The organism is Shewanella sp. SG41-3 (assembly GCF_014164545.1).
Lineage (GTDB): Bacteria > Pseudomonadota > Gammaproteobacteria > Enterobacterales > Shewanellaceae > Shewanella > Shewanella vesiculosa.
This window is the reverse complement of the sequence record NZ_JACJFJ010000004.1, coordinates 271,082-297,598: the sequence shown is the minus strand read 5'-3', so window position 1 is coordinate 297,598 and position 26,517 is coordinate 271,082. Positions and strand designations below refer to the sequence as shown.

Annotated in this window: 16 protein-coding genes and 4 tRNA genes; 11 read left to right on the top strand and 9 right to left on the bottom strand. The window is 41.8% G+C overall.

Annotation, left to right across the window (positions count from 1 at the left end):
- Positions 1-128: 128 nt before the first annotated feature.
- The 6 genes from ilvC (at position 129) to H5164_RS09645 (ending at position 9,182) form a co-directional block, all read left to right on the top strand.
- Complete coding sequence (ilvC, locus tag H5164_RS09670; protein ID WP_124017531.1) at positions 129-1,610, top strand: ketol-acid reductoisomerase; 1,482 nt, start codon at positions 129-131, stop codon at positions 1,608-1,610.
- Positions 1,611-2,180: 570 nt separating this feature from the next.
- Positions 2,181-3,866, top strand: a complete 1,686-nt coding sequence (gene ilvG, locus H5164_RS09665) for an acetolactate synthase 2 catalytic subunit (protein WP_182755841.1) — start codon at positions 2,181-2,183, stop codon at positions 3,864-3,866.
- Positions 3,863-4,120: an acetolactate synthase 2 small subunit gene (gene ilvM / locus H5164_RS09660; protein ID WP_123778371.1), complete on the top strand. Its 258-nt coding sequence runs from the start codon at positions 3,863-3,865 to the stop codon at positions 4,118-4,120. Before ilvG ends, ilvM begins: the two co-directional genes overlap by 4 nt.
- A 79-nt stretch (positions 4,121-4,199) precedes the next feature.
- The gene (ilvD, locus tag H5164_RS09655) at positions 4,200-6,059 is read left to right on the top strand and encodes a dihydroxy-acid dehydratase (RefSeq protein ID WP_123778370.1); all 1,860 of its coding nucleotides are present in this window, start codon (positions 4,200-4,202) and stop codon (positions 6,057-6,059) included.
- Between the two features lies 1 nt (position 6,060).
- Positions 6,061-7,632 carry a threonine ammonia-lyase, biosynthetic gene (gene ilvA / locus H5164_RS09650; RefSeq protein WP_124017534.1) on the top strand — a complete coding sequence of 524 codons (1,572 nt, stop codon included), beginning with the start codon at positions 6,061-6,063 and terminating at the stop codon, positions 7,630-7,632.
- Positions 7,633-8,045: 413 nt separating this feature from the next.
- Entirely contained in the window at positions 8,046-9,182 is a 1,137-nt protein-coding gene (locus H5164_RS09645) for an alanine--glyoxylate aminotransferase family protein (protein ID WP_182755839.1), read from the top strand.
- 77 nt (positions 9,183-9,259) lie between these two features.
- Here the strand turns inward: H5164_RS09645 and H5164_RS09640 are convergent, their stop codons facing one another.
- Positions 9,260-9,508 (bottom strand): ubiquinone biosynthesis accessory factor UbiK, encoded by a 249-nt coding sequence (locus H5164_RS09640; RefSeq protein WP_124017536.1) that lies wholly within the window; start codon positions 9,506-9,508, stop codon positions 9,260-9,262.
- A 143-nt stretch (positions 9,509-9,651) separates the two neighbouring features.
- Here H5164_RS09640 and rep point away from each other — a divergent pair, with 143 nt between their 5' ends.
- Positions 9,652-11,664: a DNA helicase Rep gene (gene rep / locus H5164_RS09635; protein ID WP_124017537.1), complete on the top strand. Its 2,013-nt coding sequence runs from the start codon at positions 9,652-9,654 to the stop codon at positions 11,662-11,664.
- Positions 11,665-11,687: 23 nt separating this feature from the next.
- Here rep and H5164_RS09630 read toward each other — a convergent pair whose 3' ends face one another.
- Entirely contained in the window at positions 11,688-14,312 is a 2,625-nt protein-coding gene (locus H5164_RS09630) for a diguanylate cyclase domain-containing protein (RefSeq protein WP_182697791.1), read from the bottom strand.
- A gap of 252 nt (positions 14,313-14,564) precedes the next feature.
- On the opposite strand from H5164_RS09630, the gene H5164_RS09625 reads away from it, so the two are divergent.
- From H5164_RS09625 to H5164_RS09610, 4 genes are all read left to right on the top strand, one after another.
- Positions 14,565-14,641 (top strand) — tRNA-Arg (locus H5164_RS09625).
- A 51-nt stretch (positions 14,642-14,692) separates the two neighbouring features.
- Positions 14,693-14,768, top strand: a tRNA-His gene (locus H5164_RS09620).
- A 26-nt stretch (positions 14,769-14,794) separates the two neighbouring features.
- Positions 14,795-14,871: transfer RNA gene (locus H5164_RS09615), tRNA-Pro, on the top strand.
- Positions 14,872-14,930: 59 nt separating this feature from the next.
- A tRNA-Pro gene (locus H5164_RS09610) sits at positions 14,931-15,007 on the top strand.
- A 428-nt stretch (positions 15,008-15,435) separates the two neighbouring features.
- Here the strand turns inward: H5164_RS09610 and H5164_RS09605 are convergent.
- From H5164_RS09605 to H5164_RS09575, 7 genes are all read right to left on the bottom strand, one after another.
- Complete coding sequence (locus H5164_RS09605; protein WP_182755837.1) at positions 15,436-17,358, bottom strand: EAL domain-containing protein; 1,923 nt, start codon at positions 17,356-17,358, stop codon at positions 15,436-15,438.
- A 7-nt stretch (positions 17,359-17,365) separates the two neighbouring features.
- Complete coding sequence (locus H5164_RS09600; protein WP_182697793.1) at positions 17,366-18,016, bottom strand: transglutaminase-like cysteine peptidase; 651 nt, start codon at positions 18,014-18,016, stop codon at positions 17,366-17,368.
- 86 nt (positions 18,017-18,102) lie between these two features.
- The gene (locus tag H5164_RS09595) at positions 18,103-18,708 is read right to left on the bottom strand and encodes an OmpA family protein (protein WP_182755835.1); all 606 of its coding nucleotides are present in this window, start codon (positions 18,706-18,708) and stop codon (positions 18,103-18,105) included.
- Positions 18,708-20,120: a TolC family outer membrane protein gene (locus tag H5164_RS09590; protein ID WP_182755833.1), complete on the bottom strand. Its 1,413-nt coding sequence runs from the start codon at positions 20,118-20,120 to the stop codon at positions 18,708-18,710. Before H5164_RS09590 ends, H5164_RS09595 begins: the two co-directional genes overlap by 1 nt.
- 22 nt (positions 20,121-20,142) lie before the next feature.
- Entirely contained in the window at positions 20,143-21,525 is a 1,383-nt protein-coding gene (locus tag H5164_RS09585; protein WP_182697796.1) for an HlyD family type I secretion periplasmic adaptor subunit, read from the bottom strand.
- The gene (locus H5164_RS09580) at positions 21,522-23,699 is read right to left on the bottom strand and encodes a type I secretion system permease/ATPase (RefSeq protein WP_182755831.1); all 2,178 of its coding nucleotides are present in this window, start codon (positions 23,697-23,699) and stop codon (positions 21,522-21,524) included. Before H5164_RS09580 ends, H5164_RS09585 begins: the two co-directional genes overlap by 4 nt.
- A gap of 82 nt (positions 23,700-23,781) precedes the next feature.
- On the bottom strand, positions 23,782-26,517 hold a 2,736-nt coding region (locus H5164_RS09575), incomplete at its 5' end, for a VWA domain-containing protein (RefSeq protein ID WP_182755829.1).

The window sequence follows — 26,517 nt, the reverse complement described above, 5'->3', positions numbered from 1 at the left end:
TGACGTCCCGAATATATCATTTTAAGCAATCATATGCATGCGCTATAGTGATTTTAATCACAACGCTTAAGGTCACTGACTTATAAGATGTTGAGTCCCAAATTATTAAATTTTAAAGGTGGTATCAGATGGCTAACTATTTTAACTCTCTGAATTTACGTCAACAATTAGCTCAACTAGCACAATGCCGCTTTATGGACCGTACTGAATTCAGTGATGGTTGCCAATATATTAAAGATTGGAATATCGTTATTTTAGGTTGTGGCGCACAAGGCCTTAACCAAGGTTTAAACATGCGAGACTCAGGGCTGAACATTTCTTTTGCCTTACGTCCGCAAGCGATCGCTGAAAAGCGTGCCTCATGGCAAAAAGCGACCGATAATGGTTTTAAAGTCGGCACCTTTGAAGAGCTTATTCCTGCAGCTGATTTAGTGTTAAACCTAACACCAGACAAGCAACATACTAATGTTGTTAATGCGGTTATGCCATTAATGAAACAAGGTTCTACGCTATCTTATTCACATGGTTTCAATATTGTTGAAGAAGGCATGCAAGTTCGTCCAGACATTACAGTTGTTATGGTTGCACCTAAGTGTCCAGCGACAGAAGTTCGTGAAGAATATAAGCGTGGTTTTGGCGTGCCGACCTTGATTGCTGTCCATCCAGAAAATGATCCTAATGGTGACGGTGTAGCCATTGCTAAGGCTTATGCTAGTGCAACAGGTGGCGACCGTGCCGGTGTATTAATGTCCTCTTTTGTGGCTGAAGTTAAGTCAGACTTAATGGGCGAGCAGACCATTTTATGTGGCATGTTGCAAACGGGTGCCATTTTAGGCTACGAGAAAATGGTCGCTGACGGTGTTGAACCTGGTTATGCCGGCAAGTTAATTCAACAAGGTTGGGAAACGGTTACCGAAGCACTTAAGCACGGCGGCATTACCAACATGATGGACCGCTTATCTAACCCAGCAAAAATCAAAGCATTTGATATGGCTGAAGAGTTAAAAGTTATCCTTAAGCCATTATTCGAAAAACACATGGATGACATTATTAGCGGTGAGTTTTCTCGCACTATGATGGCAGACTGGGCAAATGATGACGCTAACTTGCTGCGTTGGAGAGCGGAAACTAACGAAACCGCATTTGAAAATGCGCCAGTGTCATCTGAACATATTGATGAGCAAACCTACTTCGATAAAGGTATTTTCTTAGTGGCGATGATCAAAGCCGGTGTTGAGCTGGCATTTGATACCATGGTTGCCGCAGGGATTGTTGAAGAGTCTGCTTACTATGAGTCGTTACATGAAACCCCTTTGATTGCGAATACTATTGCACGCAAGCGTTTATATGAAATGAACGTAGTGATTTCGGATACGGCAGAATACGGTTGTTACTTGTTCAACCATGCTGCCGTGCCAATGTTACGTGATTATGTGAATGCCATGCCAGCTGCATATTTAGGTGCAGGGCTGGATGTTTCATCAAATGGTGTTGATAACAAACGTTTGATTGAAGTGAATGAGCAAATTCGTCATACCGACGTTGAATTCATTGGCGCAGAATTACGCGGTTACATGACCGACATGAAAGGCATTGTGGAAGCGAACTAAGCACTAATTACCAAGTGTTTAATTGAACTGATGTTGTACCTGTTCAGAGTTTTGGCTGGAAATACAGCTCCGTTGTCGGACAGGCATCAATCGAAACGCCTTCATCCTCCTGATTGAGGCGTGGGGAAAACAAATAGTTAGAGTGAGTTCAACTTGATTATGTCGTTGAACTCATAGGTTAAGTTTTTGTTGTTGTTTGCATTGTCTCGGCAGGGAAGCTGAATTTTTTTTATAAAGACAATTTATTAGTTGTGCTAAGTAAATCTTTTATGGTACTTGTTAGTAATACCGTAACGTTATTTGAACATAACTAAACAAATTATTTACTAGAAACTTAGGATACAGTCTAAAACATGTTAAACCATGCAGCCATGCTCATTCTCGTAATTATTACCGTAGTGATTATTAAGTCACAGCGGGGGTGGCGTTTGGCAACTAGACTGACCTAAGAGTCAAACAGATTGCAAAAACCCCCGCTCCGAAAGGACCGGGGGTTTTTTAGTTTTAGGCTTAAAGAAAAACAACCACACAGTAGAGCAGCAGAACCATTGACGAAGTAGAGAGCAACATATGGAAGCAGGACAGAAAATGCGCGGCGCGGATGCAGTAATCAAAGTACTAGCAGCACATGGTGTGACAACCGTATTTGGTTATCCTGGCGGAGCGATTATGCCAATCTACGATGCCCTTTATGGCGGTCCGGTAGAACACTTGCTTAGTCGTCACGAACAAGGTGCTGCGTTTGCTGCTGTAGGGTATGCCCGCGCCAGTGGTAAAACCGGAGTGTGCTTTGCCACCTCAGGTCCAGGGGCCACGAATCTCATCACTTCACTTGCCGATGCTTTACTTGATTCAGTGCCATTAGTTGCCATAACCGGTCAAGTGTCTACTGGTGTTATTGGTACTGACGCATTTCAAGAAATCGATGTATTAGGTATGTCGTTGTCATGTACCAAACATAGCTTTATGGTCACCGACATCAACGAGTTAATCCCGACTTTATATCGCGCATTCGAAATCGCTGCAGAAGGACGTCCTGGTCCTGTATTAGTTGATATCCCAAAAGACATCCAACTTGCGGCATTAGAATACAGAACACCGCTTCAAAGCGTTGCTGATGAGTTACAACCTCAGATAAGCGATTTAGATGCAGCTGCAGTGTTAATTAAGCAGGCTAAAAAACCTATGTTATACGTTGGCGGTGGTGTGGGGATGGCGGGTGCTGTTGCGCACTTACGTCAGTTCATCGACACCACGGGCATCCCATCGGTAGCGACGTTAAAAGGTTTGGGCAGTATTGCACATGGGACTAAAGGTTATTTAGGCATGTTGGGTATGCATGGTGGTAAAGGTGCCAACCTTGCAGTGCAAGAATGCGATTTATTGATGGTTGTCGGTGCACGTTTTGATGACAGGGTTACTGGCCGCCTTGCCAGTTTCGCTTGTAATGCCAAAGTATTGCATTTAGACATCGATGCCGCCGAAATTGGCAAGTTACGCCAAGCGGATGTCGCCATTGCCGCCGAGTTGAGCATAGTGTTGCCAGCATTAACTGCGGCGGTAGCAGATAAGCTTGATATTGGTCAGTGGCAAGCAGATGTTGAGGAGTTGTCTCGAAAGCATCAATGGGATTATCACCATCCAGGTGATTTAATTTATGCGCCAGCGATGTTACGTCGTTTAGCCAATAAATTACCGGAAGACAGCGTAGTTGCTTGCGATGTCGGCCAGCATCAAATGTGGGTTGCACAGCACATGTGGTTCCGCCGCCCTGAAGATCATTTAACCAGCGCAGGGTTAGGCACTATGGGCTTTGGTTTACCTGCCGCCATTGGTGCCCAAGTCGCACGCCCCGATGCGACTGTGGTTACTGTCTCTGGTGATGGCTCGTTTATGATGAATGTTCAAGAGTTAACCACCATTAAACGCCGTAAATTACCGGTGAAAATCTTACTGATTGATAACCAAAAACTGGGTATGGTTAAGCAATGGCAACAGCTATTTTTTGAAGAGCGTTACAGTGAAACAGACTTATCTGATAACCCTAACTTTGTCCTTATGGCGTCGGCATTTGATATCCCTGGCAGAACCATTACGCGTGCGGATCAAGTCGAGCAAGGATTGGATGATATGTTAAACAGTAGCGGTCCTTACATGCTGCATGTATCGATTGATGATATTTTTAACGTATGGCCTTTAGTACCGCCAGGTGCGAGTAATAGTGACATGATGGACCAAATGGAGAAGCAAACATGATGCATGCATTAGAAATAACCGTTCAGCAACGCCCCGAGGTACTTGAACGCGTGCTCCGTGTGACTCGCCATCGTGGATTTAAAGTGACTCAAATGCAGGTGCGCATCAACGACGACACCAGTATGGCGGTCGACTTATGGGTTGAGGCCGAACGCGCCATTGAATTGTTAAGTACCCAGTTAGATAAACTCATTGATGTGATGCATTGTAAAGTTTTGCCAGCAGTGTCACTGGATCAAGCAGCAAACAGTTAAGCTTTTTTATCACTCTTTATTAGAACGTTATCCGTGATCAAATCGGTAACGCGCTCCACATTAAACAAGGATATTTGCAATGCCAAAATTACGTTCAGCAACCAGTACCGAAGGCCGCAACATGGCAGGCGCCCGCGCACTATGGCGTGCAACTGGCGTAAAAGAAAATGATTTTGGTAAGCCCATTATTGCCATTGCCAATTCGTTCACCCAGTTTGTACCGGGTCATGTACATTTAAAGAATATGGGCTCATTGGTTGCTGGCGCGATTGAAGAGGCGGGCGGTATTGCCAAAGAGTTCAATACTATTGCCGTTGATGATGGTATCGCCATGGGTCATGGCGGCATGTTGTACAGCTTACCGTCTCGTGAGTTAATTGCAGATAGTGTTGAATATATGGTCAACGCTCATTGTGCTGATGCATTAGTGTGCATTTCTAACTGCGATAAAATTACTCCAGGCATGTTAATGGCCGCGCTGCGATTAAATATCCCTGTGGTATTTGTGTCTGGTGGCCCAATGGAAGCAGGTAAAACCAAGTTATCTGATCAAATTATTAAACTTGATTTAGTCGATGCCATGATTGCCGGTGCAGACTCTAATGTCAGTGATGAAGACAGCAAGCAAATTGAACGCAGTGCTTGCCCTACATGTGGCTCGTGCTCGGGTATGTTTACTGCTAATTCAATGAACTGTTTAACCGAAGCCTTAGGTTTGTCTTTACCGGGTAATGGTTCAATGCTTGCAACTCATGAAGACCGTCGTGAATTATTTTTAGAAGCAGGTCGCCGGGTGATGATGCTGGCTGAACGTTATTACAAGCATGACGATGAAACTGCCTTGCCACGTAATATTGCGTCATTTAAATCATTTGAAAATGCCATGGTACTCGATGTTGCCATGGGAGGTTCATCTAATACTGTGTTGCATTTAGTCGCCGCAGCGCAAGAGGCGGAAATTGACTTTACTATGGCGGATATTGATCGCATATCGCGCTTAGTGCCTCATCTATGTAAGGTTGCACCATCAACGCCTAAATATCATATGGAAGATGTTCACCGTGCTGGTGGGGTAATGGGGATTTTAGGCGAGTTAGATAGAGCAGGTTTAATCCATAACGATGTACCGCATGTGGCCGCAGACAATGGTGGTGATTTAAAATCAGTCTTAGCTAAGTACGACATTAAACAAACTAACGATCCAGATGTAATCCGTTTTTTTAGTGCCGGCCCTGCTGGAATTCCCACCACAAAAGCATTCAGCCAAAATTGTCGTTGGGACAGTGTTGATGATGATCGTGAAAATGGCTGTATTCGTTCGCGTGAGTTTGCCTTTAGCCAAGAAGGGGGCTTAGCCGTATTGTCAGGTAATGTGGCCGTTGATGGTTGTATTGTGAAAACCGCAGGGGTTGACGAGTCTAACTTAACCTTTGTTGGTAGCGCTCGAGTGTATGAAAGCCAAGACGATGCGGTAGCCGGTATTCTCGGTGGCGAAGTCGTTGAAGGTGATGTAGTGGTTATCCGCTATGAAGGCCCTAAAGGTGGCCCGGGTATGCAAGAAATGCTCTATCCAACAACCTACTTAAAATCACGTGGTTTAGGCACTAAATGTGCGTTAATTACCGATGGGCGTTTTTCCGGTGGTACTTCAGGTTTATCGATTGGTCATGTGTCACCAGAAGCGGCGTCAGGTGGCACCATTGCACTTATCGAGAACGGCGATCAAATTGCCATCGACATTCCCAAGCGTAGCATTCAGCTTAATGTCAGCGATAAAGAGCTTGCTCAGCGTCGCACTGCGATGGATGCCAAAGGTCCGCTAGGTTGGAAGCCGGTTGCTCGTGAACGTTATGTGTCATTAGCGCTTAAGGCGTATGCATTATTGGCCACCAGTGCTGATAAAGGTGCCGTTCGCGATCGCGCTAAGCTGGAGGGGTAATATGTTGGCTTTGGCGTCTCAAACTCAATTAGATTTAGCGCATTATTATTTACAGAAAATTTTGCTGTCGTCTGTTTATGATGTGGCTAAAGTGACGCCATTGTCGAGCATGAATAAATTGTCTGCTCGCTTTGGTTGTCAGGTGTATTTAAAGCGTGAAGATATGCAGCCTGTGCATTCGTTTAAAATACGTGGTGCCTACAACCGTATCGCAGCGTTAACTCAAGATGAGTGCGATAGAGGTGTGGTGTGCGCATCAGCGGGCAATCACGCTCAAGGGGTAGCTATGTCTGCTGCCAGTCGCGGTATTGATGCCGTAATTGTAATGCCTAGTACCACGCCAGATATTAAGATTGATGCGGTGAAACGCTTGGGTGGCAATGTGGTCCTTCATGGGCAGGCGTTTGATCAAGCCAATGACTATGCCAAAAACCTCTCGGCAACAGAAGGACGGGTGTATATCGCCCCATTTGATGACGAAGCGGTTATTGCCGGACAAGGCACTATTGCTCAAGAAATGGTACAACAACAACGCGATATTGAAATCGTGTTTGTGCCTGTTGGCGGTGGTGGTTTAATTGCCGGTATTGCGGCCTATTACAAAGCTGTGATGCCGCAAGTTAAGATCATTGGGGTTGAACCCGAAGACGCTGCTTGCTTAAAGGCGGCACTCGAAGCTGATGAACCAGTAACTTTGGCTCAAGTGGGGTTGTTTGCTGACGGCGTAGCGGTTAAGCGGATTGGTACTGAGCCATTTCGTTTAGCGCGTGAATACGTTGATGAAGTGGTTACCGTCACTTCTGATGAAATTTGTGCCGCAGTAAAAGATATTTTTGAGGATACCCGCGCGATAGCCGAACCCGCTGGAGCCTTGTCGATTGCGGGGCTTAAAAAGTACATGGCGCAACAGGGTGACTCTATCGATGCCCCCAAAAAAGTAGCGGCTATTCTCAGTGGTGCCAATGTGAATTTTCATAGTTTACGTTATGTGTCTGAACGCTGTGAATTAGCTGAGCAAAAAGAAGCGGTGTTAGCGGTAAAAATACCTGAAAAACCAGGCAGTTTTTTACGTTTTTGTGAGTTACTTGATAAACGAGTGATGACCGAGTTTAATTACCGTTTTAGCAGTCGTGATATTGCAGTGGTATTTGCGGGTATTCGTCTCACTGGCGGCCAAGCAGAACTCAGTGAGATCATTGCTAAGTTAGAGTCTGAAGGCTTTGAAGTTCAAGACTTATCCCAAGATGAAACCGCTAAATTACACGTGCGTTATATGGTCGGTGGTCACCCACTTGAGCCATTAGAAGAGCGCTTATTTAGCTTTGAGTTTCCTGAGCATCCCGGGGCATTGCTGAAGTTTTTAACCACTTTACAGAGCAAATGGAATATCAGTTTATTTCATTACCGTAACCATGGTGCAGCCTTTGGTAGGGTGTTAACCGGTTTTGAAGTACCGGCTAAAGATGACGTCGCGTTTGCGCAATTTTTAATGGAGCTCGGTTTCGTTTATCAAGAAGAAACCCACAGTCCGGCTTATCAGTTATTTTTAAATAGTGCGAAAGCAAAATCATAATTCATTTTTAACTGACCTGAACACGGGATAAGAAATGAAGATATGATATTAAAGATCATAGGCTTAGACGTTTATCACTATCAAACTTGTCATTTGTTTTACTAACAAGGCGAATTGCGCGTCTATGGCAAGTTGATTCAACACCGTTAGCAAGACAAAGGGCTGTTTGGGAGGCGTTTGTTATCCCTAGTTCAGGTTAACTACCATTCTTAGGTGATTTAGTGCCTCAATGTGGTATTGTCAGTACGCCTAAAACGAAAAAATATTCGTGGGTCTGTAGAAACGATTACCAACAAGTGAAAGTTGATTTATTTTGCTGCAACTGATTGGTATGTTTTGCTTTATATGTAGGGTAAATTTTTCCAGATTCATATTGAGTTATGAATTTTAGACCTCATTTTAAGGAGACATTGATGTTACCCGTGCCAACAATTCCAGTTTTTATGCCACCGCGCAGAATCTTAATGGGCCCAGGCCCATCTGATGTGTATCCAGAAGTGCTTGCGGCACAATCAAGGCCGACTATCGGTCACCTTGACCCATTATTTGTCGGCATGATGGATGAGCTCAAAAGCTTAATTCAATATGCTTTTCAAACTAAAAACGAAATGACTTTAGCGGTATCAGCACCAGGCAGTGCCGGTATGGAAACCTGTTTTGTCAATTTAGTTGAGCCAGGCGAAAAGGTCATCGTATGTCGTAATGGGGTGTTTGGTGAGCGCATGCGTCAAAACGTTGAACGAGTTGGCGGTGTAGCAGTTGTTGTCGACAATGAATGGGGCGAACCTGTATGCCCAGATAAAGTTGAAGCAGCACTCGTGGCGCATCCAGATGCAAAATTTCTCGCATTTGTACATGCTGAAACTTCAACAGGTGCACTGTCTGATGCGAAAACCTTGTGCACCTTAGCGCAATTACATGACTGTATCAGTATTGTTGATGCAGTAACCTCATTGGGTGGTGTTGAATTGCTGGTGGATGAGTGGGGCATTGATGCCATTTATTCTGGCAGCCAAAAGTGTCTCTCCTGTGTCCCCGGTTTATCGCCTGTGTCATTTTCACCTAAAGCGGTTGCCAAGCTTAAAGCCCGTACTACCCAAGTGCAAAGTTGGTTTTTAGATCAAACCTTAGTCATGGGTTATTGGGGCAATAGTGCTGGTGCTAAACGCAGTTATCATCATACTGCGCCAGTGAATGCCTTATATGCTCTGCATGAATCTTTACGTTTACTTGCCAATGAAGGGCTCGAAAATGCCTGGGCAAGACACCGAAAAATGCACTTGTTACTGCGTGATGGGCTAACAACATTAGGCTTTAAATTTGTGGTTGAAGAGTCGTCGCGTTTACCGCAACTCAATACAGTATATATTCCAGACGGTGTCGATGACGCTGCAGTGCGTAAGCATTTATTGGAAGAATATAATTTAGAAATTGGTGCTGGGCTAGGTGCTTTAGCAGGTAAAGCATGGCGTATCGGCCTGATGGGCTTCAGTGCTCGACGTGAAAATGTCGCCCTTTGCTTATACGCATTAGAAGAGTCGTTAACATAAACATTGATTGTTGAATTATCATAAAAATGACGCTTTAGAGCGTCATTTTTTATGATTTTTCAGAGATTATTTAGTCGCTAATCAGCTAACTTTTTCTCTAATTCATTGACTTGTACTTGTAATGCTTCCAGCTTTTCACGGGTTTTCAGTAACACATGTTGCTGCACTTCAAACTCTTCACGCGATACCACATCCAGCTTCATCAGTTGGTTTTGTAATAGCTGCTTGCTGCGCTCTTCAAATTCCCCGGCAAACTGCTTAACACCGCTAGGTAAGTTGTCGCTAAGTTGTTTAGCGAGCTCTTCAATTTTCTTTGGATTAATCATTATGATCCCCTACTGATATATTGAGTTAATTGTAACCGAGGTGAGTGCTTTTCCAAACCTTAACTGTGATTTTTCGTTAACCGTCACCAGTTGATTCTGCTATGATCCGCCTTCGTTTAACGTTAAGTAAGGTGTAATAATTAATGAAACTCAATCCAGGGCAAAATGAAGCCGTACATTATGTGTCGGGTCCATGCTTAGTGCTTGCTGGCGCGGGGAGTGGTAAAACACGAGTTATCATTAATAAAATTGCTTACTTAGTTGAAAAGTGTGGCTACAAAGCCCGTAATATTGCCGCCGTAACCTTTACTAATAAAGCCGCTCGTGAAATGAAAGAGCGTGTGGCTCAGTCTATGGGCCGCAAAGAAGCCCGTGGATTATGGATATCTACCTTTCACACCTTAGGACTCGAAATCATTAAGCGTGAGCATAAAGTGCTTGGGCTTAAGGCGGGTTTCTCTTTGTTTGATGATCAAGACACCTTCGCGCTATTAAAAGAGCTGACTGAAGATGAGTTCGATGACGATAAAGATTTAATCAAGTCCTTGGCATCAGCCATATCGAACTGGAAAGGGGGATTAGTGATCCCTCAGCAGGCAATCAGTATGGCAAAAGATGAGCAAAGCCAATTATTTGCTACCTTGTATCAACGATATGCTCAGCATATGAAGTCCTATAATGCGCTCGATTTTGATGATCTTATTTTAATTCCAACCTTATTGTTGCGGATGAATGAAGAGGTGCGCACCCGCTGGCAAACCAAAATTCAATACTTGCTGGTGGATGAGTATCAAGATACTAATACTAGCCAATACGAATTAGTAAAACTGTTGGTGGGTCAGCGTTCACGTTTTACCGTGGTAGGTGATGACGATCAGTCTATTTATTCTTGGCGTGGCGCCAAACCGCAAAATCTGGTGTTGCTAGGAACTGATTTTCCTAAGCTTAAATTAATTAAGCTAGAGCAAAACTATCGATCAAGCCAACGTATTCTCCGTGCTGCCAATATTTTGATTGCCAACAACCCTCACGTGTACGATAAGGCGTTATTTAGTGAGTTAGCTTATGGTGAGCCACTAAGAGTATTAATAGCCGCTAACGAAGAGCAGGAAGCTGAGCGAGTGGTGGCAGAGATCATTCGGCATAAGTTTGTTGGGCGGACTAAATTTGGTGATTACGCCATTTTATACCGAGGTAATCATCAATCTCGTTTACTCGAACGATCGCTCATGACCAACCGCATTCCTTATAAGCTCAGTGGTGGTACTTCCTTTTTCTCCCGAGCAGAAATTAAAGACATCATGGGGTATTTACGTTTAGTGGTGAATCCTGACGATGATAATGCTTTTTTGCGGGTGGTTAACTTGCCTAAACGTGGTATCGGCCCTGCATCGCTGGAACGTTTGGGTAATTTTGCTAATCAAAAGCATATTTCGCTATTTGAAGCGATTTTTGATGTTGAATTGAATCATCACCTTGCACCCGCGGCAGTCAACTCGCTGTATCAATTTGGCAAATTTATTGTTGATACTGGTGAGCTAGCAACTCGTGGAGAGCCGGTTGAAGCGATTAAACAGCTGATCCGCAAAATTAATTACGAAGATTATCTGTACGAAACCAGTACAAGCGCTAAAGCGGCCGAAATGAGGATGAAAAATATTTCGGAATTATACCGTTGGGTTACCGAAATGCTCGAAGGTGATGAGTTAGATGAACCGATGACGCTACCGGAAGTGGTTACTCGATTAACCCTGCGCGACATGATGGAACGTAATAGCGAGGATGAAGGTGGCGATCAAGTGCAGTTAATGACCTTACATGCTTCTAAAGGACTGGAATATCCTTTTGTATTTATGGTGGGGGTTGAAGAGAGAATTTTACCGCACCAGTCGAGTATTGACGAAGACAATGTCGATGAAGAACGGCGTCTGGCTTATGTGGGGATAACGCGAGCGCAGCGTGAATTATGGTTTGTGATATGTCGCGAGCGCCGCCAATTTGGTGAGACGATGCGCTGTGAACCCAGTCGCTTTTTACTTGAGTTACCACAAGATGACTTAATCTGGGAAAACCGTAAGCCAGTTCAAACTGAAGAGCAGCGTGTGGAAACCAGTAAAAGCCATATTGCCAACATACGCGATATGTTTAAAAAGTAGTGCTAATTAGGTTGGCCTATTGATTAGGCACAAGACTTATGGGGCTTTTTTTTTTCGTTAAATAATTTGCTGATTGCTCGCCCTTGACCACGCATATAACCAAGTTCTAAAAACTGTCTTACTTGTTGTTGCGTGTCAATGGTAGTGGCGTACATGTCGAAATTAAGTGTTTGCGCCGTCAATTGGTAAGCTTTGACTAATTGTAACTGTTTGTCATTGAGTAAGTGCTTACTGATGTCTTCATCTAACTTTAACGCTTTAATCGGTAAGAAGCTTAAGCAACTGAGCGAGCTGTAACCTGTACCATAGCCATCGATACCGATTTGCACATCCAGTTGCGAGATAAGCTCGAAGCCATTGATATGATTTTCGGTGTCTTGCATCAAGGCTTGTTCGTTAAAAAATAATATCAGTTTACGTAAATCGATATTACTGCCTTTGATGGTGTTTTTGAGATTGCGTAACACAAACTTATTTTTAATATGTTGACTGCTAATCGATAAGTGCAGATCAATATTGGTACCATATCGTTGCTTAATTGATTGGAAATGTTCATTTAAGTGGCCAAACATATAAGCATCTAAATTCAGTGTTAGCTGATATTGTGCCGCCAAGCGTTTCATTTTTGAGTGATCAATAATGCCTTGTTTTAGATGATGCCATTCAACTTGTGGTTCAATAGCAATAATCTCACCAGTGTTAAAGTCGACCACTTCAATATAATGTATCTTAAATCCCTGTTGCTCGAGCGCCTGCTTAAATTCAATTTCTAAGTCATGTTGTAATTTAGATTTCGCGCTCAGCTTGTTATCAAAAATGACGAAACACCCTTTACCATTTGCTTTAGCTTGATACATTGCGGCGTCAGCATCTCGCAGAAGAGATTCACTGGTCACTAGCTTATTACGTCCGCTAAAAGCCACCCCTATACTCGCACCAGAGATGAATTCTTGTTTGGCTAACTGATAGGGCATAGATAATGTTTGTAAAATACGCTCACAGACTTCGACGGCATCTTCTGTGGCATTAATTGAGTCCAGTAATATAACAAATTCATCACCGCCCATGCGAGCCAGAGTATCGTTGTCGCGAATACATGATTTTATGCGTTGTGACGTTTCAATTAAAAAACGATCGCCTTCCAGGTGACCAAAAGAGTCATTGATGACCTTGAAACGGTCAAGATCGATAAATAATAATGCAAATTGATCTAGCCCATGACGACGTAAGTGCTTTAATGCTTGTGATAAACGTTCCATCAAATAGCTACGGTTAGGTAACCCTGTCAGGCCATCATGTTGAGCATCATATAATAATTGATCTTCCATTTTCCGGCGTTGATTAATCTCTTTTTGGAGATTGTTGTTGAGTTCTGCAAGCGCCATGGTCCGTTGAACAACTTTATCTTCTAATAGCTCGTGGCTATTCTTCAGTGACTCAGCAGCGAGTTTACGTTCAATCGCATTAGCCATGTGTTGCGACACAAAGGTCAGCAGTTCAAGATCTTTTAATTGATAAATATGGGCGTCATCTAGACTATAAATGGTTAATGCCCCAGCAACTTCACCATTAATGATTAACGGAATACCTATCCATTGATGCATTCTATCGGTTTTGTTTAACTCTGGTGATTTAGCATAAATTTCACCTAGGCTAACCATGGTCGAGATATCTTTAGCTGAAAATAATCGCGGTAATTTATGTTGGAGAATATATTCGGTTAATCCATCTTGCATTGGTCGAGAGGCAGGATATTCAGCCGTCATTTGCGACACATAAAACGGAAACGACAGCATATTATTTTTGTCAATTAACGAAATAAAACAGTTATTGGCAGGAATGAGCTGGCTGATAATAGCGTGGAGCCGTAAGTAGAAATCTTGCTGAAGCACGTTGGATGCAGATAAATCGGCAATTTCAAACAGTGTTTTTTGCAATTTCTCCGCTTTAACTCGCTCAGTGACTTCTTGTTTAACCTTCTCATACGCTTGGCTGAGCTCTTTAGTGCGCTCCACAATGGCTTGCTCAAGTTGTTGATGATGCTCAAGCCGTTCCATTACTCCTGAAATATGATGGCAAATAAAGCCCATTAACTCTAATTCTAACTCACCGTAAGTATTGGCTTCGTTGTAGCTTTGCACCACAAGCACACCACTGACGACGTCTTTAGTTTTAATCGGTACGCCAAGCCATTGATGACTTGGCGAGCCAAGGCTTTTAATATCGCCACTGGCAATCAATTCATTAAACTTATTATCGTCGCATAACAAAGGCTCACCATTGCGAAGCACATACCCAGTTAGACCACTATTGAGTAATGCCGATATTTCTTGGTCTGGGTAAAGCTCTGTTGGATGAGAATCTTGTTGGTCAGCAAAAAAGGGTAAACTTGTTAGCCCTGTTTTAGCATCTTGAGATGCAATAAAAAAGTTTTCTGCAGGGATAAGCTGTTGTAGATGTAAATGAACTCGTTGATAAAAGTCATCAAGTGAAGTGACCTGGGTCGCAATATTGGAAATACCGAGTAAGGCGTTTTGAATAATCTCAGAACGTTTATATTTTTTAGCCAAACGCCTTAAACGAGCGACCCGTTTTTGGAGATGCTCGATCCTAGGAAAGGTTTTAGAGTGACTAATGACTGTATCCATACCCTTGTTTATCGTTATCCTATTAATTCTGTAAACAAATATTGTTGAACAGTCATTATAATTACCATAAATATAAATGTGATCCAAGCGAAATAAATGTAAACACAAGGTTAATAATTGTCGTAAGTGATAAAAAACAGGTTAATTGTTGCCTTAAACGCGTAAAAGTTAGTCAGTCAGTCAAAAGAAAGTAAATCAAGGCTAGACGTGAAGCTGTTTTATCCCTATTATATGCCTCGCTAACCAAGGCGAGCGCCCATAGCTCAGCTGGATAGAGCGTACCCCTCCGGAGGGTAAGGCCGAAGGTTCGAATCCTTCTGGGCGCACCATTCGGCAAGTACAGTTTCTGTCGTATTGGTTAGTAGAATTGAAAGTCAGTGGTGATTGTAGCTCAGTTGGTAGAGTCCCGGATTGTGATTCCGGTTGTCGTGGGTTCGAGCCCCATCAGTCACCCCATTCAATTTGTTGTTTTATATTTATTTCGGTGATTAGCGCAGCCCGGTAGCGCATCTCGTTTGGGACGAGAGGGTCAGAGGTTCGAATCCTCTATCACCGACCACATTTAAGTAAACAGGTTAACTTGATTAATTGGTTTACTGCACAGTTTAAAGTAAATTTCGGTGATTAGCGCAGCCCGGTAGCGCATCTCGTTTGGGACGAGAGGGTCAGAGGTTCGAATCCTCTATCACCGACCAATTTAAAAAAGCCACTCTTATGAGTGGCTTTTTGTTTTTCTAGAATCGATTAATGATTCCAATGGTATATTGTTATTTCAGCAACCATCATAAATCCTCAATCTAATTGATTGTATGAGCGTTAATATCGGTGTGCTGTTCTATTATGCCTATCTGTATTGAGCTCCTTAGGCTGCGTTATAGGCCGTATTAGCGCCTAATTATGTATCGCCCCCAAGCAACAACTTTCTAGCAGTGGTTCAAGAGATCAACCTAAATGTGTTGTGGCCACTCCATTAAACGTGAACTCTGGGCAAGACGTTAAAATATAATTATAAAGATTATAAGTTTAGACGTTAACCACTATCAATTAGTGAGCTAATCGCCGAGATATAAAAAAACCACTCAAAAGAGTGGTTAGTTTTCAGCGAGCAATTCATTGATATAATTTAAAGGTCTATATTCACTGGTGGTACAATAAAGCCTTGATAGGCATCCACTCTGAGATCTGTAAACCTTGTTAATTGTTCAGCTTCCTGGATCCCTGTGACAATAACTTGAATATCTAATCCTTTAGCAACATTGACTAACGCACGGCATAATTCACTGTTATGTTGATTATCTTCAATGTAAGCCAGTGATTGGTCAAGTTTGACATAGTTAGGACGTAAGCTTTGTAAGTAGGCCATAGAGCCAAATTGACGACCAAAATGGTCAATACCAAAATGGGCGCCAGAATCTCTAATGACTTTACACAGATTTTCACAAGATTCTAAGTCGCTATAAACACTCGCTTCTGGAATTTCGAAACAAATACGATCGGCGTATTTACTGACTCGTAGGAACTGTTTTAACCATACATGGAAATCAGTATCACTTATACTTTGATAGGTGAGGTTAATGGCAACACGTTCATAGTTACGTTCAAATAAACGATTTTCATTGATGGTTTCAATTAAGCAACGATCAAGCATAGTCCCTAATGAGAGCAATTCTACATAAGGCATAAATTGACCTGCGTGCAGGGTTGTTTCGCCTATTTTCAGCTGACAATATAGCTCGCGTTGACAAATTTCATCTCTGGCACATAACTGAATTGGCTGCCAACGGAATTGGAAGTTTCTGGTCTTGATAGCATTGTTTAAATTACTGCGCCATTCTTCTCGGGTAAAAAGCTGCTTTTGAGTGTTTTCAAACCAATGGAACACCTTTTCGTCTTTAATGGCTTGTTGCAATGCGTTATCTGCTTGGGCCAGCATATCAGATACCGTCATTTGCCCTAAACGCTCTGCTACACCAATATAAAACTGTTCGTTGGGTTTGCAGCCAGATTTAGATATTTCTTTATTCACAGTGCGTATGAGACTCTGCAAATATTTAGTCAGTTGGTCGTGTTCACAGTCTTCAACAAGAAAGGCAAATTCGTACGCAGCAATCCGCGCAATAACAGAAGAGGATATTTCATCTTGGTGATGCTGTAGTTTCTCCGCCAGAATACGAATTGTCTCATCACGAACTTGGAAACCATATTTACTGTGAACTTCTTCTAACCAATCCATTTTGACTAAGTAAAGCGCTCCGGTACTGGGCTCGCTTAACCAGCCATTCACTCGACTTACCATGTATTGTCTATTTGGCAGTCCAGATACTTGATCGACGAGATTTTTCTTTCTTAATGCAGAGACTTCTTCGTCGAGGGAGTTAAATACTTGTTTTAACTGAGCAGACATGCTGTTAAATGCATTGACTAGTTCTTTTAGTTCTTTGGTTTTTGGTGCTGGCATATCAGGGCCAAATTGGCGCTCAGCAATTTTTTTTGCGTGTACAGAAAGGGTATTTAATGGTTTTAATATCCAGCTTAATCCTACTCTTGCACAGATAATGGCAATGAGGAATAAGATCGAAAACAGAATAATAATGTCGGAAATAATCCGCCATAATTCTTGATAGCCAAAACCTGGATTTGCGGTAATTTCTAGCGTGGCAAGTTGTAACCAACCTGAAGTAATCGTGGTTTGTTTTTTTATTGTTTTAAACAAATTAAGATCAATAAACCATTGAGGAACATTGTCGACTTGTACAGCGTTATTCCACACCTGTTGCTTGCCACCCACTAACCAAGTTAACTTAATTTGTTGGTAGTAGCCGCCCTCAAAAATAACATTGACTAATGTTTCGGCTCCGGCATCATCACCCGCTTCTAAAACAGGCGTTAGCATCAGTCCTAATGAGTTGCTGGCATTATTAAGATCAGATTCCATCTGTTTAGATAAGAAACCTTGGGTCTCTGAAAATTGTACGTAGGCTACACTTGCAATTGTTAGCAAGAAAAGCCCAAAAAGTAACGCATAGATCTGCCTGAACAGGGTCATGTTGTTACTACTCCATGTTGAGTTTTGGTTGGCGTAGGCGATCTACACCTAATCTAAGTTTAAGGTCAGTCCATTTTTCAAGGCGTGATGATGAGCCAGCTAACACACCTCGACCTTTTTCTTTGTTTAACCATAATTGTTTACCGTTAAAACTGTAAACAGGCAGAAGATCTGTTCTTTTTGTTGCCAGCTTTATGGTTTTATCTAAATTATCAAGCACTAGCGGGATTGAATTTGGTTTTTCGTAATACGCTAAAACCATATGATACTGATTTAAAGATGTTGCTTTTACCATGGTTATTCTGAGTTTGTCTTCAGGAATACCAAGCTGGAGTAGCGTAAAGTATTTTGCTATTGAAAAGTCTTCACAATCCCCGCCATTGGCACCAATAAACTCCATTGGCGATGCCCAATAATTGGAGTCGCCCCACAATGTTTGATCATCAATAAATCTAAATAAATTAAAAAATTGATTAACTTTTTCTAATTTGTCTATATCAGCAAGTTGTTGCGAATCTCTGACGATATTAAACCAAGCATTGGCTCGTAATCCGGCGCGATCGCCATAGCGTTGCGATAATGCAGCGACGGTTTTGTCTTGGTTTAACTCTTGTGTCGGAGCGGCAAATAAACATGAAACTAAAAGGGCCGATGCCATAATAAAAACATGGCAGACCCTTTTATATAGCGATATGGTTACTTTGCTGCTTTCGCGACTCAAAGAATCAATGCCTTGTATGTCCGTTAGTCAACTTCTTCATCTACAGTGTAGATATTCCATCGCATTGCTGGAAGGGTATCATCAGCTGTCACTTCAGCGATTACACGACGATTACGTTCCTCTGCTGCTGGTGTGCCACTGTTATCGATAGGACGATCAAAACTATAACCAATTGCCGTTAAGCGACTTGGATTGATACCATAGGTGGTTTTTAACACATCAGTGACAGCTTTAGCACGATTTTGAGATAACGCTAAATTTAGCTCATAACTGCCAACTTTGCTTGTATGACCTTCAATTGTCACCCTTGTGGTCGGATATGTTTCCATCAATTTAGCTACTTTTTCAATTTGGTTATAATATTGAGGTTCGATAACCGTAGAATTATTACTAAATAGAATTTTTAAGTCTTGGCGTTCATTGATATTTGTTATTCTGCCACAACCATAGTTGTCAACCGCAGCACCCACAACAGTACCAGCGCAACGTTCACGGGCCATGATCACGCCATCACGGTCACTATCATTAAGATCAAATTGTTGAGTTGTAGATGGATTCGACTCAACAATATCGGTTACTGAACAGCCTGCAGTCGTTATCAATGCGAATAAAACTAGTAAGTATTTCATTATTTTACTCCTCCTTCATAATCCTGCTCTCCACGCCATTCTCCTGGACGTGTTACTCGAAGTGAGTCAAGTAGATCGCCAGTTGCATTTAGTACTCGATAGCGAGCGGCAATTTCATCGTACTCAGTTTGTAAGTAATCCTTACGAGCTTCAAATAGTTCATTTTCGGTATCGAGTAAGTCAAGAAGGGTACGTTGACCCAAATTAAACTGTTGTTCATAAGCGACTTGAGTCTGTTTTGCTGCAACAACATGTTCGCGAATAAACTGTTTTTGCGGTGCTAACATTTCATAGGCATTCCAAGCTAAAGAAATACCTTCAACAACTTCACGATAAGCGCGTTGTTGGACCTCTTTTGCCTCATTGATTTTATAGGCGCTCTCTCTGTCTTTAGAGGTGTCTTTACCACCAGAGAAGAGGTTGTATTTCATCCTAACCATGGCTACTAAGTCATTATTATAGCCATTGACGTTCTGGCTATTAATCGCGCTATAGCCGTCTTCACCAGAGGTATCATTATTCCAGTTACCGTTAAGCTCTAAACTTAATTTTGGATAATAGTTAGCTTGGCCTGAACTTCGTTCTTTTTTAGCAGCATTAATGTCATTTTCTGCTGATTTTAATATTGGGTGTTTTGCTTTAGCTAACATGATCCCTTTATCTAAACTTTCAGGCAGCAAATCGGCATCAGGCACAGGTAGAATTAAGTCAACAGGCTGTGCTTCAACCACTCTAACAAAGGCTGCGCGGGCATCTTGTAGATTATTTTTAGCTGAAATAACATTGGCATTTGCACGGGCGAGACGGCCTGCAATTTGCGATAAATCTGCTGTTGATCCCAATCCAGAATCTGTACGTTGTTTTATTTGGTCATATATATCTTTATGACTCGCGAGATTTTTTTCAGACAGCAATAATACTTGCTCACTACGAATGTAGTTTAAGTAGACTTTTGTCACATCCAATGCGGTATCTTCAGCAGCAGAAAATAATGCCCACTGATCTGCACTCGCTTCAAATGAATAGCGATCGACTTCGCTACTGGTATAAAAACCATCAAAAAGCATTTGTTTGATACTAACACCGGCTTCGCCACGTTCTAAATCAATCATACCGTCACTATCAACATCACCTTGACCCGCTCGGCGACGTGTTGAAGGACTATCTGTTTGTTCCCAGCCATAACCCGCTGTGATATCAAGTGTCGGCATGTATCCTGATTGAGCTTGATTAACTTGCTCTTCACGTGCTTTAAAGCGATTAAAAGCTATACGTAAATCTGGGTTTGTATCTAGTGTATATGCAACAGCTTGCTCAAGTGTTTGACTTGAAGCTGTCGGGGCTATCAGCATTGACAAAGTTAGTGCTATAACAGTTAACTTGTTTTGCTGTTTTGTTGTAGTAATAGTCATTAAAAAACCCTCCTGGTTCTTCTTAGCGCTCTCTAAGAGCTGTATCTTTGGCTCTTAAAATTGGATTTAAAATATACTCAAGTATGGATCTTTTTCCTGTAATGACATCAACCGAAGTGAGCATTCCAGGAATAATTGGCATCTCTGTACCATCGTCTTTCATTAAACTGGATTCTTGTGTTCTTACTTTTACAATATAGAAACTGTTACCTTCATCGTCCTGTGACGTATCGGCACTAATATGCTCAACCGTTCCTTTGAGCCCACCATAACGAGTAAAGTCATAGGCAGTCACTTTGACTATTGCAGGTAATCCTGGATGTAAAAAAGCAATATCTTTTGGTATTATTTTGGTTTCTATCAGTAATTTATCTTCTGAAGGAACAATTTCCATAATATCTTCGCCTGGCTGAACAACTCCACCCAAAGTATTAAAGTTAATTTTTTTAATGGTGCCAATAACAGGAGAGGTAATGACAGCTTTGCTGACTTTATCAAATGCTCCTTTTTGCGCTTGGTTCATGCGCGATAATTTCGTTTGCATTTCATTAAGCTGTGCCCGTAGATCGGTAGCATAAACAAACACTGCGTCGCGACGTTTTAAAATGGCCTCATCCATAGCGGCTTTCACTTTTGGGCGCAAGAGTCTAACAGATTGTAATTCGCCCTGAATATCGTTTACGGTGCGCTCAAGTTTGAGGAGTTCTACTTCAGGCACAATGCCTTTACGAGCAAGCGGTCGAGTCAATTCGAGTTCGCGAGATACTAATTGATAACTTGTCGTAAGTGTACTGATTTTAGAAGCTAATTCTTCAATTTCTTGTTGTCGTTGTTGAATTTGACGCGCTAAAATTTCTAATTGGTTACTTAAATTATCAAGTCGAATGGAATACTCTTCTTGTTGGCGTTTAACCAGTTCTGGTTCTTCATCAATAATTGTTTGTGGAAAAACTAAATTTTGCTTAGTAATTTTCACTTGTTGGCGCCAGTCTGAGGACATGTCAGAGATAATGATGCTGTCCAACTCAGTGCGCATGCGAATAATATTTGTCTGTAACCCAAAGACCTCTTGCTCTTGTTGGTCAAAGTCTGAGCGAAATCGTGTGTCATCAATACGAGCTAAAGGTTGATCTTTAGTCACTAATCCACCTTCTTGAACATAGATCTCTTGTAAAATACCACCATCTAAACTTTGAATAACTTGCAGTTGTGAAGAGGGAATGACTTTACCGGTTCCTGTCGTCACCTGATCTAATTCTGAGAAATATGCCCAAATAAAAAAACACATCATCATTGCCGCGAGCGACCAAATAATAAGACGATGCCCTGACGGGGCATCGGTCATCATGGCGCCATAAACATCATCGACCATTTCTAAATCTTTCGTTGTCAGATATTTACTCATGAAGATTGGCCTCCAGACAGGGTCCCTGAATTGAGTTTTGCTAGGACCTCATCTTTAGGGCCATCAGCCACAACATGACCACGTTCGAGTACAATGATACGATCGACAAGATTTAATAAATGCATTTTATGAGTAATAAGTAGTAAGGTTCTTTCACGACTGACTAACTGCATTGAGCGAATAAACTGCTTTTCAGCTCTAGCATCCAGGCTTGCCGTTGGCTCATCCATTAATAATATTGACGGATCATTTAATGTTGCTCTTGCTAAAGCAACGGTTTGCCTTTGACCACGACTAAGTGCGAGGCCACCTTCACCTACTTGTTGGTCTAAGCCTTCTGACTCCAGGTTAGTAAACATATTCACGCCAGACAGCTGGATTGCTCTTATTAATTGATGCTCTGTCACTTGACGAGAACCAAATAAAATATTGTCGCGAATGGTACCGTGAAATAAGGTGACGTCTTGGGGTAAGTAGCCAAAGTTACGTCTAAGATCGCTAGGGTGAATTTGTCCTGCATCAAGGCCATCATAGCGAAGACTACCTTGAGTTGGTTTGTACAATCCGAGCAGTAATTTGGCTAAGGTACTTTTACCTGAGCCATTTCGACCAATGATAGCAATACGCTCACCTGGATTAATACTGATCGAGAAAGGGTGTAAGCTTGGTTTTTCCGAGCCTGGAAAGCTGAAACTAATATTATCAGCTTCAATTTTGCCCATAAACCGTTCTTTACTGGCTAGATTTCCTTTGTCTTCAAACTCATCTTCTTGTTCCATGATAGCGTCTAGTTGGCGCAGTGAACTTATTGTATGATTACCACGAGTAATTAAGCCTGCTAATTGCGCCATCGGTGATATGGCTCTGCTAGATAGCATGACCGCAGCAATAATCCCACCCATAGATATTTCGTTATCAGCTAATCTATACACACCTAGTATCACAACCATGACAACAGTTAATTGCACCATGAAGTTAGCAATATTAGTCACATAATTGGATAACTTTTTAGTTTTAAGTTGCCAGTTAGCAGTATGACCGATCATTTGTTGCCAGCTTTTCTGTACTAAGCCTTCGGCGCCATTAGCTTTAATTGATTCTAATGCGGTTAAACTTTCTATTAAATGTCCATGCTTTAAGCTAGCAAAACGATTACTTTCTTCAATGGCTTGTTTTAGTTTAGGTTGAAGATAAAAGGTCACCGCAATAATAACTAAGCTGCAAATTACTGGGATGATGGCTAAATCACCCGCGACAATATAGATGATGACCACAAATAGCAGTGCAAACGGTAAATCAACTAATGTGGTTATGGTTGCAGAAGTTAAAAACTCCCGAATACTGTCAAACTCACCTAGTTGTCTTGCCATGCCGCCAACACTTGGCGAGCGTTTTGAAAGTGGAATACCAATGGCTTTTGCAAATAGTTTTGATGAAACAATAATGTCGACTTTTTTACCTGCAATATCGATTAAATAACTTCGTAACTGCCGCATAATAAAGTCAAATATATAAGCAATGCTGGCACCTATGGCTAAAACCCAAAGTGATTCAAATGCAAGATTGGGCACCACTTTGTCATAAACATTCATAATAAAGAGTGGTGAAACTAGTGCAAAAAGGTTAACTAATACTGAGGCTATAAGCGCATCTCGGTAAATAGGAGCAGAGTCTTTGATGCTTTGCATTAACCAATGTGTTTTGCTGTCATGCAGGTGAACATCAAAACTTTTATCACCACGATAATCTTGTTTAACTAAGAATAAATAGCCGACGTATAGGGTTTCTAAACCTTCGACTGTTAGAGTATCTTCGCCACCCGTTTCGGGTAATTGAATTATGGCCTTGTCTTGTTCTAGATCTATTTCTCTTAAAATACATGCCTTTTTATCTTTTAATAATAAGATACAAGGCAATAAAATTTTGGAAATTTGATTTAAATCTTTTCGTGATAACTTCGCTGATAATCCAGCTCTACCAGCCGCTTGAGGGATTAAATCAGGTGTGATGACTGCACCAGACAGCGGAAGTCCTGCCGCAAGAGAATCTATTGAGCAAGGGTTGCCAAAATGTTCAGTTAATAACACTAGACAGTCGAGTAAAGGATCAACCGTTACCCGTTGGGCAGCCGAAATAGTCCATTGCTCACTTGTGTTAGACGCAGTTTTAGGCACCTAATCTTTATCCTTAATATTATTGTTAGAATTATCAAATATGCGCCACATAATACTATGTGGCGCAGTCAATGTGTTGTTATTAAGGAATAATATTTCCATTATGTTGATCAAATAGATCAGCATGAGTGGTTCCTGGTGACGGAGCTGGGTTGGCTGTTGCAGTATCAACAATAAGTGCACCATCATTAAGCAAACCGTTAATAATCACGCCCTCATCATTGCTACCGTATTCATGCGATAGGTCTACACCATCGAGTACAATCAATTGGTCAACAGTGCCATTAAGGTCGGCATCGATAGAAATTGTCGTACTGCCATTACTGAACGAGAATTCAAGATAGGATTCTAAGTTACCGTTCTGTTCATTTTGTAATAAATCACTGATATGAAGAGAGTCATTGTTAACTTCGAAGTCTTTAATCGTATCTGTACCAGTATCGCCCTTAGACCATACAAAAGTGTCATTACCCAGACCACCAATGAGTGTGTCATCGCCTAAACCACCGATAAGCACGTCATTACCTTCGCCGCCATGGATAACATCATTGCCACCTTGGCCAAAAATGATGTCGTTACCCGCTGCGCCATTTAAAATATCGTTACCGTCATATTGATTATTGATATTAAATTCATTTACATGTTCACGAATGTAATCATGTACTTCACTTACATCAATATCGGCAATGTTTTGGCCTGTTTTATCTGCAACATAGCTTTGTAAAGCGAGATAGCCTTGTTCCGTTATACCAGCAAACTGGGCCAAGTCACCAAAGATAATGTCATTACCAGCAGCACCATCAACATTATCATCACCTTGAAGTAACTGTGTTTCAGTACCCAAAATAACAGAGGCAAGGTTGTTAGCATTAACACCAGTTACTGGAGTATTGTTAGAATCATAATTTTGTAGAGTAGTATAATTAATGCCGTTGCCGATCCCGATAGCTTCGATATCTGAAATGGCATTCAAATTAGCAAAAGCTGCAGGAGCGCTACTCGAATTGGTATTAGGATAACCATCGGTAATAAAGTAGGTTAAGTTTTCACCACCACTTAAACTGTTGAACCACCTTGTTGCAGCATCAAAGCCTGCTGCATAATTTGTATTACCACCAGAAGCCATGGCATTGAGTGCTGCGGCTAATAACGTAAGAGCATTGGTGTCAGCTAAGTTGACTGGAACTGAAGCTTGAAGGCCAGTATCAAAATCCACTAACAAAATATTCACTATGCCCGAATGCGTACCACCTATGCTTGCTTTTAGCGTATCAAACACTGAGGTTAACTGAGCTTTCATGATATCGAGCTGAGTACGACCTACACTTCCAGAAGTATCGACAATGAAGGCAATATTGTAAGATTCACCATCAACTATTTTTATCGACTGCAGATCACTAACGATAACATCGTTATTGTTTGTTCCTTGAATCGTGTCATCGTTAGGATTTCCGGTATAGCTCACATAAGTTGAGCTAGGATCAGATTCTCCCACAATATTTATAGTCACAGTTGCTGTATCTGTAGCACCATATTGATCTGTTACTGTGTAGGTAAAGGTATCAGTTGACAGCTCCCCAGCCGTTAGTGATTCAAATGCATTATTGGTGTCGTAAGAATAGGTACCATCACTGTGTATGGTCAGTAGTGCGCCACTATCTAGCAAAACAATCTGACCATCTGTAACTGTTGCACCATTCACCCCTGTTAGCGTAAATGTATGACCTTGCGCATCAGAGTCATTATTTAATAGGCCTAGGCTAGTATCTGTAATAGATAGCACGCCATCTTCAGAGACCATATAAGTGCCCATAATAGCTGGACCAGACGCGGTAATGCCGGTTAAGAAGTAATCAGATGAGTCACTTAAGACACTACCATTCGTTGCTTCATTAATTGTCTGTGTTGCTTCAAACACTAATTGGTCAAAGACAATATTACCAGTGTCAATATTGAAAGTCCCCACATTGCCAGCGTCCGTCTTGAATATGTCGCTTGCGACTAGTTGGCCATTATAATAAGCCTTCCAAATTCCTTGTTCGCCATTATTTTCATCTGAAAACAGGTTAGAAACACTGAATTCAGCTTTATTTACTAGGCCATTAAAATCAATGACAACCGACTCTGAGGTGCCTGTCGCTGAGTTATATTCAATTTGTCCAGTAATTTGGTCTGAGCTGCGTGGAGATCCTGCTACTCCGAGCAAATTATTACCAGGTTCATAGTTTAATACACCCATAGAACCATCAGCATTACGAGCGGATATCGTCATTAGATTCTCGCCATTAGACTGTGGAATAGTCCAAGCGGTATTAGAACCTGTGGTCACTGAATATGATGATCCAGGAAGGTCATCGTTAGCATCAACGTTATTAAGATCAAAGGTCACAATTGCAGTATCACTTAAGCTGCCATCACTTGTCTTAACGGTTAGGCTAATTTGGCTACCATTGTCATAGTTAATTTGTGTCGTGTCATTAACAGAAATGACACCAGTCTGAGCATCAATAATAAATGCACCATTTTCGCTAATTAAGCTGCTCGATCCATTAGCTAGAATGAAAGAGTAAGTTAAGTTATCGCTATCAATATCGGTATCGTTACCTGTGTTGGCATCATTCACATCATATACGCTAGTGCCATTGGCAATCGAATCGTTAATAGTGCTGCTGTAATCATCAATAACAGGCGCATCGTTTTCTGGGGTGACGGTGATGGTCAAGGTCGAGGTGTCAGTGCTCGAGCCGTCGGTTAACACATAAGTGATCAGCGGCACAGGGCCGTTGTAGTTGGCCACAGGGGTGAAGCTGTAGCTGCC